Genomic DNA, 12128 nt, shown 5'->3' on the forward strand with positions numbered 1-12128 from the left:
AAAAGGAGCATTCCCATGATCAAGTCGTTGGCACTGGTGCTCGCAGCGGGCCTGTTGGCTGGCTGCGGCAGTACGCCGAACGCTGCGCCGGAGGTTGGCAAGCCCGCGCCAGCGCAGAAAAAAAGCTGCTATCAGGCCGATTGGCAAGCCGAGACCATGCCGGTGATCAACAAGCGCATCGGCAATGAACGCCTGGAGAAATACGACTCCGCGCCCAACGGTCAGGAACAGGGTTGCCCTTGACGGGTCTGATCAACTAACCGACAGCAGTGGCGGCCTTTTGGGGCGCCGTTCGAGGATTGGCAATGAAAGGCGTTTTCGCCCTGGCAACACTGGCGTTACTGGCCGGTTGCAGCAGCATGAACATGTTCAACAAGGCAGAGTCTGCCGACAAATGGACCACTTGGACCTGCGATAGCAAGGCCGAGGTCAACTGGCGCTTTGCTAACCAGGCCCACAGCGAGGTGGATGTACGCCTCGGCGGTTCCGACCAGGTTTACCGCCTTAAGCAGGACGTTGCCGCCTCGGGCGTGCTGTACAGCAACGACCAATTGGCGTTTCACACAAAAGGTGAGGAAGGCCTGGTTTACTGGGTGGCCACCGACGATTTGATCGGGCGGGGCTGCAAGGCCCAGTAAACAGAACACGGTCTCAACATTAATGAGATCCCAATGTGGGAGGGGGCTTGCCCCCGATAGCGTTGGGTCAGCCACCCGCGATGTCGACAGGTAAATCGCCATCGCGGGCAAGCCCCCTCCCACATTGATACGGTTTCAAAGTGATGTCGGCGTTGAGTCCGGCTCACAAAAAACGATTCAGCAGGTCAGGCATGCAAAGCCTGACCTTCAATAACTTGAATAGCAGCCGCCGCTACGGCAGGCTTGCACGATTAACGACCCTCGACCGGGAGAGACAACACAATGGCACTTATCAGCATGCGTCAAATGCTGGACCACGCAGCCGAGTTCGGCTACGGCGTCCCAGCTTTTAACGTCAACAACCTTGAGCAGATGCGCGCCATCATGGAAGCCGCTGACAAGACCGACTCCCCTGTGATCGTCCAGGCTTCGGCCGGTGCCCGCAAATACGCTGGCGCGCCTTTCCTGCGCCACCTGATCCTCGCCGCGATCGAAGAATTCCCGCACATCCCGGTGTGCATGCACCAGGACCACGGCACCAGCCCTGACGTGTGCCAGCGCTCCATCCAACTGGGTTTCAGCTCGGTGATGATGGACGGTTCCCTCGGCGAAGACGGCAAGACCCCGACCGACTACGAGTACAACGTCCGCGTGACCCAACAAACCGTGGCTATGGCTCACGCCTGCGGCGTGTCGGTTGAAGGCGAGCTGGGCTGCCTGGGTTCCCTGGAAACCGGCATGGCCGGCGAAGAAGACGGCATTGGCGCCGAAGGCGTGCTGGATCACAGCCAGATGCTGACTGACCCGGAAGAAGCCGCTGACTTTGTCAAGAAGACCCAGGTGGATGCCCTGGCGATCGCCATCGGCACCAGCCACGGCGCCTACAAGTTCACCAAGCCGCCAACCGGCGACGTGCTGGCCATCGACCGCATCAAGGAAATCCACAAGCGCATCCCTAACACCCACCTGGTGATGCACGGTTCTTCCTCGGTACCGCAAGAGTGGCTGGCGATCATCAACCAGTACGGCGGCGACATCAAAGAAACCTACGGCGTCCCGGTTGAAGAAATCGTCGAAGGCATCAAGTACGGCGTGCGCAAGGTCAACATCGACACCGACCTGCGCCTGGCGTCCACCGGTGCGATGCGTCGCCTGATGGCCACCAACCCAAGCGAATTCGACCCACGTAAATTCTTCGGCGCAACCGTGACGGCGATGCGTGACGTGTGTATCGCTCGCTACGAAGCGTTCGGTACTGCCGGCAACGCTTCGAAGATCAAGCCGATCTCGTTGGAAGCGATGTACCAGCGTTACCTGAAAGGTGAGTTGAACGCTAAGGTGAATTAAGCCTCAGGCGTTAAAAAGAAGCCCGCAGTGATGCGGGCTTTTTTTGGTACCGAGTTAAATGAACTGAATGTTTTCCCTTTGTTGTTTTTTGATGCTTTGCTGAACATTTTAAGTTCGATCAAGTTGATAAGACAAAATGCTCGGTGCGCCCGTTGGTTCAGTTAAGTGTCGGGTGTCATTCAGATCCGTCTTGTTTAACTGTAATTAAATCCATGAGGCATTACAGGGATCGTGCTGAACGCAATTAAACTACCGGCGCTTATTTCTAATTTATATTTAAAGCTGTCAACCTTGACAGTATCGCTCGTTGGCCATCGTGCCTAGGCTGGAGTCACTCATTAAAGAGAGGTGTACACGGCTATGTCACATCCATATCTTATAAAATCGCTTCAGTGTCTAACTGCTATTGGCGCGTTGGCGTTGATGGGGAGTGCATATGCGGCGCCGTTATCTTGCCCCGAGGTTTCAACCATCACGGCGGTGAGCATTCAGTTTTCAGCTGAAGAAGAGGGGTGGAAGGGTGAGCAGTCCATTGACAATAAATCGATGGTCGAAGGGTTCAAGTTTATGGGCTCGGCAATCAAGCAGGGAACGGACAGCGAAACAAAGTTGCCTTATAACTACGTAATCTGTGATTACAGTGGTAAAGGTAAGGATGACTATCTAAGGTTGTCCCAGAGGTTTGTCCTGCCTCCTGTGCCTAAAGGTTCTGGTTGGAAGGATAATGAGTGCGCAACGAGTAAGGTCGCGGACTGTGCTTTTGAGTTGGTGAATTCAAAGGGCCCAGCTCAGATGAAATTACCTGCCCAGTAGACAGGCAACCTCGTCGCGTGAAAAGTGGCGGCCGCTCTTGGTGAGCGGCCGCGCATGTGTATGCCAGTAAAGGCGGTATTGGCCACATTGTTCAGATCTCGCTCGGCGAAGTCCGCCAGGCCGAGGCGCTCAAGGGGGGGCGTCAAGGCGTTCGCGCAGGCAGGCAACGCCCACGCGAAATGAGGCGCCGCTCACTCGTGGTCGATATCCAGCTTGGCAAACGTCACCCGTGCGCCTTCCTTGCTATCCCCGCTGTTGTCCTGAACATACGCGCCAGCTTTGAAGTACAGGGGTTTGCTGCCCCACGCCGCACCGATGCGTTCGTTCCACTCACTGTCGGCGGCGTACACACTGAGCAGCCCGGCCTTGTTGAGGTTGATCACGTAGGTGAAGCTTTTTTCCAGCGGCACATTGGAAGCCACGATGATCACGCGGCTTTCATCCTCATCTGGACGCATGCGGACCTTGGCGACGATGTTGCCGGTCTGGGTTTTTTCCTTGAATTGATACTCCAGCTTGATCAGCGGCTTCTGGCTGTCATAGGCGTGAATCTGGCCGATCACCACCTTGCCGGTGGACGGTACCTGGTTGACGGTCAGCGTGGCGCGCAGGAAGTTGTCGGCGTCAGGGTAGGTCCAGTTACGCAGGCGGCCGTCGGCGTAGGTTTCACGCAGTTCGCTGCGGGGGTAGACAGCGTTTTCGGTACGGGTGCCGGTGACGGGTGTCCAGAATTGCACATTGCTCCCTTCTGCCTGGAAATATTGGTCATTGAAGCCGCTCATCAGCTTCGGGGTGTCGATGGTCGCGGGGGGCGAGCCGACCGGAATACTCAGGTTCCAGGTGGAAAGATCAATCATGGGCGTAGGCCTTTTTACAGAGGGGTGTAGGCTATGGCCCTTGGGCCAGACAGGTTCTTTATAGGCGGTCGTCACTCGCTTGTTAATTATTGCTCGGCAATTTATTGGCGCCAAAGGAATGCCAAAAAGCCATGTTGCCCATGAACCGTGGGCTGCAGGCACTGACCGTTAGTCGGCTTCCCAGGCTTTGGCGCAATGATGGCATCGCGGTGACTTCTGATTTTTGGGAACCGAGGCTAGAGTGATGCCTCAGAGTTTGTCCGGGTTTTCTGTCAGAAGTGACTGGGACAGCTCCTTTAGGAAGAGACGTAGCATGGAATGCGCACCACTCCCCGGCGATGGCAGTTCGGTTCTTCTGGTGGTCGATGACTACCCGGAAAACCTGATCAGCATGCGCGCACTTTTGCAGCGTGATGATTGGCATGTGGTGACCGCTGCTTCAGGCCTTGAAGCCCTGGAATTGCTGCTGCAGCTCGAAGTTGATCTGGTATTGCTGGATGTGATGATGCCCGGCATGGACGGCTTTGAAGTCGCCCGCCTGATGCGCGGCAACCAGCGCACCCGGATGACGCCAATCATCTTCCTCAGTGCCAATGCCCAATCGCCCGCCGCCGTGCTCGAGGGCTATGCCAGCGGCGCGATCGACTACCTGTTCAAACCGTTCGACCCGCATATCCTCAAGCCCAAGGTCCAGGCGTTGCTGGAGCACCAGCGTAATCGCCGGGCGCTGCAGCGCCTGAGTCATGACCTGGAATCGGCGCGTGCCTTTAATGCCTCGGTGTTGGACAACGCCGCCGAAGGCATCCTGGTGGTGGGGGAGGGGGGAGTGATCGAGTACGCCAACCCGGCGATTTCGCGCCTGCTCAATGCCACGATCCAGGAACTGCAAGGCCAGGAGTTCCTCGGCTTCCTGCAAAAACCCCATGTACCTGCCTGGCTGGATTCGCAGATGTATGCCGGTTACCGCCAGGGCGAAACCTGGCGCTTGCATGATGCGATCCTGCGCACAGGCCGCGGCCAACAGGTGCCGGTGGCGTTGTCGTGCGCGCCGTTGCCCTCTGAGCAGAAGGCCATGGTGGTGACGGTGCTGGATATGTCCGAAATACGTCACCTGCACCAGCAACTGGAGTTTCAGGCCGTCACAGACCCGCTGACCGGTTTGCTGAATCGGCGCGGCTTCTATCAGGCGGTAGAGAGTGCGTTGTTGCGCGGCGAACGCGTCGAGCGGTCGCTGGTGTTGCTGTACCTGGACCTGGATGGGTTCAAACGGGTCAACGATTCACTGGGGCATGACGCTGGCGATCGGGTGCTGCGCTGGGTGTCGGAACAATTGCAGGGCAGCGTGCGCGCCAGCGACATTCTTGGACGCATGGGCGGCGACGAATTCACGGCATTGCTGGAGCTGGAGTTCCCGGAACAGGCCGCGAAAATTTCGGAAAAACTGATTGAGCGTGTGTCTGTTTGCCAGCAGGTCGACGGGTTGGATGTGATGCTCGGGGTCAGCATCGGCATTGCCACTTTCCCGGATTGCGGCTCTGACTTGAACGGTCTGCTGCGTGCGGCAGACATCGCCATGTACGAAGCCAAGCGTGCGGGGCGTCAGCAGTACCGCTATTACGATCAGGAAATGAACGGGCGTGCTCGTTCGCGGCTGATGCTTGAAGACAGCGTGCGCACGGCGATTCAGAACAAGGACTTCACCCTGGTGTACCAACCCCAGGTGTCCCTGGAGGATGGTCGCTTGCGCGGCGTCGAGGCGCTATTGCGCTGGCAGCACCCCAGCGTCGGTGATGTGCCGCCGGGGCTGTTTTTACCGCTGCTGGAGGAGGCCCGGCTGATCAGCCAGTTGAGTGCCTGGATTTACCTGCAGGTCGCTGCGCAGCGCCAGATGTGGCAGGTGGCTTTGGATGACGAACTGGTGCTGAGCGTGAGCCTGAGCAGCAGCCAGTTCAATATGCCGCAGCTGTCCAGCCAACTGCAGCAGGTGCTGGAGCGGCATGGGTTGCAGGGGCGGCAGTTGGAGGTGGAAATCAGCGAAGACAGCCTGATGAGCAATCTTGAGGAGTCTGCCAAGCAGCTCAAGTTGTTGCGTCAGGTCGGGGTGCGTATCGCCCTGGATGACTTTGGCTGCGGCCACTGTTCCCTGGCTCACCTGCGCGACCTGGAGTTCGACACCCTCAAGCTTGATCCGCAACTGGTCGCGCGCCTGCCGGGTTCGGCGCGGGATGCCGCACTGGCCCGCAGCATTATCCAATTGTGCGAGCACTTCGAGGTGCTGGTGATCGCCGAGGGCGTAGAGACGCAGGAGCAATCCGAGTGGCTCAAGGCCAATGGTTGCCGATTTATCCAGGGGCCATGGGCGGCGCAGCCGTTGATGGCCGAGGAAGTGCTCGTCTGGGCGCGCGCTCGCGTGCGTTGAATTCGCTACACTGGCGCCCATCCGAACCCTGTTGCAGACCCCCAATGACCGCCCTGAAATACCTCCAGGCCTACCCCGCAGCCCTCCAGGAGCAAGTGCGCCAACTGATCGCCAAGGACCAGTTGGGTGCCTACCTGGAGCAGCGTTACCCCGAGCGCCACGCCGTGCAGAGTGACAAGGCGTTGTATGCCTACGCGCTGGCCCTGAAGCAGGAGCACCTGCGCAACGCGCCGGCCATCGACAAAGTGCTGTTCGACAACCGCCTGGACCTGACCCATCGCGCCCTCGGCTTGCACACCACGATTTCCCGGGTGCAGGGCGGCAACCTGAAGTCCAAGAAAGAGATCCGCATCGCCGCGCTGTTCAAGGAGGCCGCGCCGCAGTTCCTGCGCATGATCGTGGTGCACGAGCTGGCGCACTTCAAGGAGTCGGACCACAACAAGGCGTTCTATAAACTCTGTGAGTACATGATGCCGGGCTACCATCAGGTGGAATTCGACCTGCGGGTGTACCTCACCTATCGCGACTTGCAGGGCAAGCCCTAACCGTACAAGGCGACCGACCATGGATGTGAGCAAGACCAAGAGCAGCTTTTACCGCCGTCTCTATGTGGCCTACCTGATCGACAGCGGGCAAGCCAGCAGCGTACCGGCGCTGACCGAGTTGACGGGCATGCCCCGGCGCACGGCGCAGGACACGATTGCGGCGCTGGCCGACTTGGATATCGTGTGTGAGTTCGAACAGCAAGACGGCGGCCGCAACCATGCCGGGCATTATCGGATTCGGGATTGGGGCGCGATTGATCGGCGGTGGATCGAGTTGAATCTCGGGTCCATCAAACAGGTATTGGGTTATCCCTGAGGTTCTGCGGGGATTTGGCTGACGCCATCGGGGGCAAGTCGAATCGTCGCACCGCCCCTCCCACATTTGAATGCATTCACAGTTCAAACTGTGGGAGGGGGCTTGCCCCCGATGGCGGCCTCAAACGCGCCGCATACCAATATGTGGAATATCGTCTTCCAGGTATTCCTCGCCCGCCACCAGAAAACCATACCGACCGTAATACCCTTGCAAATGGGCCTGGGCTGACAGGAATATCGGCGTTTCTGGCCAGATATCGTCAATCTGCCTGAGGGTTTCCTGCATCATCAGGTGCCCCAGCCCGGTGCCGCGCGCCATGGGGGCCACGATTACCCGCCCGATCACCACATCGCCGCCCTGGGACTCCGGGTCCAACAGGCGCAGGTAAGCCACCAACTGGTCGTCCTGCCAGGCCATCAGGTGGTGGGTATCGCCTTCCAGGTCCTGCCCGTCGATGTCCTGGTAGATGCACTTCTGCTCGACGACAAAGACTTCGCTGCGCAGGCGCAGGATGGCGTAGAGCTGCTCCTTGCCCAGGTCATTGTGATGTTTGCAGACCCATTCGACTGTCATGGTGCGTTCTCTTTATCAATGTCTGTTCTGGATAGTAAGCGCGCCACGCCTTTGTGTCGAAATCAGCTATTTTTGTGAGTGACGTCAATTCGCCATCATTGTGTGCATCTGCCGTCGGCTTCTTGTGTAATCTGAACTACTGTTAGAGCCTCAGGCCTCGCCTGAGTAAGGGCTACCGCCTGCCTGCCAAGGACTTTAAGCATGCCGCGATTCTCTCGTGCCGTTGCTTTGATTGGAGTTTTATTGCTGGCCCAGCCAGTGTTCGCAGAGCGTCTGCGCCTGGTAGCGGATGCCTGGCCACCCTTTACCGATGCCACCTTGATCAATGGCGGGCTGGCCACCGACATTGTCACCACGGCCTTGGCCCGCGCCGGGTACGCCAGTGATTTCGAACAGGTGCCCTGGGCTCGCGCACTGATGGGGGTGGGCGATGGGCGCTATGACGTACTGATCAACGCCTGGTACGACGATGCTCGCACGCAGTTGGGGCAGTTTTCCGCGGAATACCTGGTGAACCGTGTGCGTTTTATCAAGCGCCGTGATGACCCGATCGAGTTCCAGAACCTTGAGCAATTGCACGATGAGCCTATCGCCGTGGTGCGCGGGTACGTGTATTCGCCGGCGTTCGACCAGGATGCGCAATTGCAGAAAGTCCCTGTGCATAACTTTGCCATGGCCGTGCGCATGCTTGCGGCGCAGCGCGTGCGGTTGACGGTGGAGGATGAATATGTGGCGCGCTATTACCTGTCACGCGAATCGGCGCGGGTGCGCAATGCGGTGGAGTTTTTGCCCAAGCCCTTGAGCGAAAATAGCCTGCATATCCTGGTCAGCCTGAAGAACCCTGAGCATGCGCAGATCGTCGCCAGCTTTGACCGCGAGATTGCCAGGATGAAGGCTGATGGCAGTTATGCGCTGTTGATGAAGGCCCATGGCATGTAGTGCCTGTGCGGGCCTCATCGGGAGCAAGCCCCCGATAGCGACCTAAGCCGCGCTGGTGTCCTTGATCAAATGCGCCGCCAAGGTGCGCAACGGCCCCAACTGCCGGCAAATCAACGCCAACTGCGTCTGCACCAACCGTTGCCCTTCATCGATCTCGTCCGGCATCTGCTCCAGGTCGGTTGCCAGCGCTTCCTCGGCATCACTCTGAATCGCAATCGGCTGTTTGTTGGCCAAGCCCTCGGCGATCTCATCGATGCTTGCCGCCAGTGTCTTGCCGGCGCCGTCGATCAAATGCTCACGCACCTCGGCCGGCAGTTGGGTTTCCCGATGCGCGCCGAGCCCAGATAAGTAGCTGAGAAGGGTGTGGGACAGCACCAGGAAGCGGAAGCCCACATCGGCTTCCTTACGGAAGTGCCCCGGTTCCATCAGCATATTGGCCAAGGTGGTGGACAGGGCCGCGTCGGCGTTATGCGCATTGCGTCGAGCCAGGCGGTAGGCCAGGTCATCGCGCTTGCCGGCAGCATACTGCTGCATGATTTGGCGCAGGTAGATGCTGTTGCAGGTCAGGGTGTTGGCCAGCACTTTGTTCAGGCGGCGGCCTTGCCAGTCCGGCAGGAACAGGAACACCGCCAGGCCGGCAATCACGCTGCCCAGCAACGTATCGAACAGGCGTGGCAGGAACAACCCGTAGCCATCGCCCACTTGGTTAAAGCAGAACAGCACCATCAAGGTGATCGCCGCCGTGGCCAGGGTGTAGCGGGTGGTGCGGTTGATAAAGAACACCAGGCCTGCGGCGATGGCGAACATCGATTGCACCAGCGGGCTGGGGAACAGGTCGAACAGTGCCCAGGCCACAGTGAGGCCGATGGCCGTGCCGATGATCCGCTGACCGAGCTTGCGCCGCGTGGCGCCATAGTTGGGCTGGCAGACGAACAGGGTGGTGAGGATGATCCAGTAGCCTTGGGACGCGTGGATCGCGTGCAGGACGCCATAGCCGACGGTCAGCGCCAGGGCCAGGCGCAAGGCGTGACGGAACAGCAGCGACGTCGGTGTGAGCTGGGTGCGCAGGCGCGTCCACATCTCCTTGAGGTTGCGCGGGGCGCGGTCCAGCAGGTTGCTGTCGGTAGCGTCGGCCAGGGCGTCGGGATTGCTGGCGTCGCCCAGCAGGCGATCCAGGGTCGAGAGGTTGGCCGCTAGGGCACGCAACGAGCGCAGCAGGCCGCGCCAGGCCGGGTTGCTCTGGATGCGCAGGTGTTCCAGGGAGGCATTCAGGTCGCCCAGGGCTTCGGCGAAGTGGGCGTCATAAATGAACGGCTGGCGCAGTTGGATCGACTCGGCCAGGGCCTGGCAGGCCTTGCCTTGCTGGCGCAGCAGGCGCTGGCAGCGGAACAGCACATCGCTGTGGAAGAACGCCTCGGCCAGGGCGTTGTAGGGGTAGTGGGACGAACTGGCGCGTTCATGGATGTCCTGGGCCAGGAAGTACAGCTTGAGGTAGCGGCTGACCTTCGAACCCGGTCGGCCATTGCCGACGCGGTGCAGGATGATTTCCTTGGCCGCATTGAGCGCCGCCACCACCCGGCCATTTTGCTGGGCCAGTTCCAGGCGCCGCGCCTCCACATCCAGTTGGCGGATCGGCTCGAACAGCGACGATTTAAGCTTGAGATAATGCCCCAACTCTCGAAACAGGCGCGCCAGGCTCTGCTGTACCGGCTGGTTGGAAAACAGCACCTGCCACAGCACCGACAACACGCCGTACCAGGCGGCACCGGCCACCAGCAGCAAGGGTTCATGCCAGAAATCGCTGACGGCGCCGCCGCGCTGGTCCACGCCGATCATGGTGTAGACCGATAGGATCAAGGTGGCCGAGGCAATCGCGCCATAGCGTTCGCCCAGGGCCCCGAGCATGGTCAGGCCGAAACTGGCCAGGGCCAGAGCGACTGCGAAAATCCAGGGGTAGGGGAACAGCAACTCCACGGACAGCGCGGCGATGCTGAAACACACCAGCGTCACCGCCAGGGCATTGAGGCGGCCCTGCCAACTGTCGTCGGTCTCGGCCAGGGCACTGGCGATGATCCCCAGGAACAGTGGGATCAGCAGTGTCATTTCATCCTGGTACCAGCACAGCGCCATGCTGCCGGTAAGGGCGATGAAGACCCGCACGCTATAACTGAATTTATCCAGCGCCCACAGGCGCCGCATGGACTGCTTGAACGAGGTCGATGACATGAAGTCTGGAGTCTTCCGGGACGTTGCCGCTAAATTGAGCTATCAAGGACGCCACGGCAAGCGTGGCGATCACATCTGACAGCAAATTATTCCCAGGCACACCACAAATCAAAATGTGGGAGGGGTACATCCTTCAGACGTACTGCGCTGCGGCGTAACCCGACGCCCACGCCCACTGAAAGTTAAACCCGCCCAGGTGCCCGGTCACATCCAGCACTTCCCCAATAAAGTACAAGCCCGGGCTTTTCAGTGATTCCATGGTCTTGGACGACACTTCCCGCGTATCCACGCCGCCCAGCGTTACTTCGGCGGTGCGATAACCTTCGGTGCCTGCCGGCACCAATTGCCAGTTCCCCAGCTTGTTGGCGATATCCGCCACTTCGGCATGGGTGTACTGCTTCATCGGTTTGGACACGAACCAGGTTTCCGACAGCAAGTTGGCCATTTTCTTGGTGAAGATTTCACCCAGCAAGGTTTTCAGCTCGCTGTTGGGCCGCTCGACCTGTTGCTGTTGCAGCCAGCTGTGGGCGTCGTGGTCGGGCAGCAGGTTGATCTCGACTGTGTCGCCGGGCTCCCAGTACGAAGAAATCTGCAAGATCGCCGGGCCGCTCAGGCCGCGGTGGGTAAACAGAATGTTCTCGCGAAAGCTCTGGCCGTTGCAGCTGACCAGGCAATCCACCGAGGTGCCGGACAGCTCGCCGCACAAGTCCTTGAGCTGGTCGGTGATGGTGAACGGCACCAGCCCGGCGCGGGTCGGCAGCAGTTCGTGGCCGAACTGCCTGGCCACTTGATAGCCAAATCCGGTAGCGCCCAGGGTTGGAATCGACAGGCCGCCGGTGGCGATCACCAGGGATTCGCAGCGCAGTTCACCCAAGGTGGTCTGCAACTGGTAGCCGTTGTCGAGCTTGGCGATTTCCTGGATAGACGTATCCAGGTGCAGGCTCACGCCGGTCTGGATGCATTCGTCGAGCAACATGCCGAGGATGTCGCTGGACTTGTTATCGCAAAACAGTTGGCCGAGTTTCTTCTCGTGGTACGGCACGCCGTGCTTGGCCACCAGGCCGATGAAATCCCACTGGGTATAACGGGCCAGGGCGGACTTGCAGAAGTGCGCGTTGTGCGAAAGGAAGTTGGCCGGCTCGGTGTACAGGTTAGTGAAATTGCAGCGGCCACCGCCGGACATCAGGATCTTCTTGCCGGCCTTGTTGGCATGGTCGATCAACATCACCTTGCGCCCACGCCCCGCAGCGGTCAGGGCGCACATCAAGCCTGCGGCGCCGGCGCCAATGATCACAACTTCGGTCGAGCGCACAGCAATGTCCTCATACAAGTTCTAATTTGAAATACAGTCAAATGTGGGAGGGGGCTTGCCCCCGATGGCGGTGGACCAGTCAATTCATCAGGTGACTGACACACCGCCATCGGGGGCAAGCCCCCTCCCACATTTTGATCTCC

Annotated in this window: 12 protein-coding genes; 8 read left to right on the forward strand and 4 right to left on the reverse strand. The window is 59.4% G+C overall.

From position 1 onward, the window contains the following. The first annotated feature begins 15 nt into the window (after window positions 1-15). The 4 genes from ACODSV_RS13680 (at window position 16) to ACODSV_RS13695 (ending at window position 2798) form a co-directional block, all read left to right on the forward strand. On the forward strand, window positions 16-243 hold the full coding sequence (locus tag ACODSV_RS13680) for a hypothetical protein (RefSeq protein ID WP_024077845.1): 228 nt from the start codon (window positions 16-18) through the stop codon (window positions 241-243). A 62-nt stretch (window positions 244-305) separates the two neighbouring features. Further along, complete coding sequence (locus ACODSV_RS13685; RefSeq protein WP_024077844.1) at window positions 306-638, forward strand: MliC family protein; 333 nt, start codon at window positions 306-308, stop codon at window positions 636-638. 282 nt (window positions 639-920) lie between these two features. Then, window positions 921-1985, forward strand: a complete 1065-nt coding sequence (gene fba, locus ACODSV_RS13690; RefSeq protein ID WP_003177554.1) for a class II fructose-bisphosphate aldolase — start codon at window positions 921-923, stop codon at window positions 1983-1985. 360 nt (window positions 1986-2345) lie between these two features. Then, entirely contained in the window at window positions 2346-2798 is a 453-nt protein-coding gene (locus ACODSV_RS13695; RefSeq protein WP_150055564.1) for a DUF3757 domain-containing protein, read from the forward strand. A 191-nt stretch (window positions 2799-2989) separates the two neighbouring features. Here ACODSV_RS13695 and ACODSV_RS13700 read toward each other — a convergent pair whose 3' ends face one another. After that, window positions 2990-3655, reverse strand: a complete 666-nt coding sequence (locus tag ACODSV_RS13700) for a polysaccharide lyase family 7 protein (protein WP_069077184.1) — start codon at window positions 3653-3655, stop codon at window positions 2990-2992. Window positions 3656-3968: 313 nt separating this feature from the next. On the opposite strand from ACODSV_RS13700, the gene ACODSV_RS13705 reads away from it, so the two are divergent. From ACODSV_RS13705 to ACODSV_RS13715, 3 genes are read left to right on the forward strand one after another with little or no spacing between them, the layout of a single operon-like run. After that, window positions 3969-6074, forward strand: coding sequence for a putative bifunctional diguanylate cyclase/phosphodiesterase (locus ACODSV_RS13705; RefSeq protein ID WP_024077841.1), 2106 nt, complete (start codon window positions 3969-3971; stop codon window positions 6072-6074). Between the two features lie 44 nt (window positions 6075-6118). Beyond that, on the forward strand, window positions 6119-6619 hold the full coding sequence (locus ACODSV_RS13710) for a M48 metallopeptidase family protein (RefSeq protein WP_069077183.1): 501 nt from the start codon (window positions 6119-6121) through the stop codon (window positions 6617-6619). Window positions 6620-6638: 19 nt separating this feature from the next. Continuing rightward, window positions 6639-6935: a winged helix-turn-helix domain-containing protein gene (locus tag ACODSV_RS13715; RefSeq protein WP_150055563.1), complete on the forward strand. Its 297-nt coding sequence runs from the start codon at window positions 6639-6641 to the stop codon at window positions 6933-6935. 120 nt (window positions 6936-7055) lie between these two features. Here ACODSV_RS13715 and ACODSV_RS13720 read toward each other — a convergent pair whose 3' ends face one another. Further along, complete coding sequence (locus ACODSV_RS13720) at window positions 7056-7508, reverse strand: GNAT family N-acetyltransferase (RefSeq protein ID WP_069077182.1); 453 nt, start codon at window positions 7506-7508, stop codon at window positions 7056-7058. Between the two features lie 201 nt (window positions 7509-7709). Here ACODSV_RS13720 and ACODSV_RS13725 point away from each other — a divergent pair, with 201 nt between their 5' ends. Next, on the forward strand, window positions 7710-8447 hold the full coding sequence (locus ACODSV_RS13725) for a substrate-binding periplasmic protein (protein ID WP_150055495.1): 738 nt from the start codon (window positions 7710-7712) through the stop codon (window positions 8445-8447). A 42-nt stretch (window positions 8448-8489) separates the two neighbouring features. Here ACODSV_RS13725 and yccS read toward each other — a convergent pair whose 3' ends face one another. Both yccS and ACODSV_RS13735 read right to left on the reverse strand, forming a co-directional pair. Then, the gene (gene yccS, locus ACODSV_RS13730; protein WP_024077836.1) at window positions 8490-10673 is read right to left on the reverse strand and encodes a YccS family putative transporter; all 2184 of its coding nucleotides are present in this window, start codon (window positions 10671-10673) and stop codon (window positions 8490-8492) included. A 133-nt stretch (window positions 10674-10806) separates the two neighbouring features. After that, window positions 10807-11985: a BaiN/RdsA family NAD(P)/FAD-dependent oxidoreductase gene (locus ACODSV_RS13735; protein ID WP_102623695.1), complete on the reverse strand. Its 1179-nt coding sequence runs from the start codon at window positions 11983-11985 to the stop codon at window positions 10807-10809. Between the last annotated feature and the right edge of the window lie 143 nt (window positions 11986-12128).

The sequence above is a fragment of the Pseudomonas sp. FG86 genome (assembly GCF_057808775.1).

Coding starts and splice junctions, on each gene's coding strand:
- yccS (WP_024077836.1), bottom strand. CDS start 10,673: ATGTCATCGACCTCGTTCAAGCAGTCCATGCGGCGCCTGTGGGCGCTG.
- ACODSV_RS13705 (WP_024077841.1), top strand. CDS start 3,969: ATGGAATGCGCACCACTCCCCGGCGATGGCAGTTCGGTTCTTCTGGTG.
- ACODSV_RS13685 (WP_024077844.1), top strand. CDS start 306: ATGAAAGGCGTTTTCGCCCTGGCAACACTGGCGTTACTGGCCGGTTGC.
- ACODSV_RS13695 (WP_150055564.1), top strand. CDS start 2,346: ATGTCACATCCATATCTTATAAAATCGCTTCAGTGTCTAACTGCTATT.
- ACODSV_RS13680 (WP_024077845.1), top strand. CDS start 16: ATGATCAAGTCGTTGGCACTGGTGCTCGCAGCGGGCCTGTTGGCTGGC.
- ACODSV_RS13710 (WP_069077183.1), top strand. CDS start 6,119: ATGACCGCCCTGAAATACCTCCAGGCCTACCCCGCAGCCCTCCAGGAG.
- ACODSV_RS13715 (WP_150055563.1), top strand. CDS start 6,639: ATGGATGTGAGCAAGACCAAGAGCAGCTTTTACCGCCGTCTCTATGTG.
- ACODSV_RS13725 (WP_150055495.1), top strand. CDS start 7,710: ATGCCGCGATTCTCTCGTGCCGTTGCTTTGATTGGAGTTTTATTGCTG.
- ACODSV_RS13720 (WP_069077182.1), bottom strand. CDS start 7,508: ATGACAGTCGAATGGGTCTGCAAACATCACAATGACCTGGGCAAGGAG.
- fba (WP_003177554.1), top strand. CDS start 921: ATGGCACTTATCAGCATGCGTCAAATGCTGGACCACGCAGCCGAGTTC.
- ACODSV_RS13700 (WP_069077184.1), bottom strand. CDS start 3,655: ATGATTGATCTTTCCACCTGGAACCTGAGTATTCCGGTCGGCTCGCCC.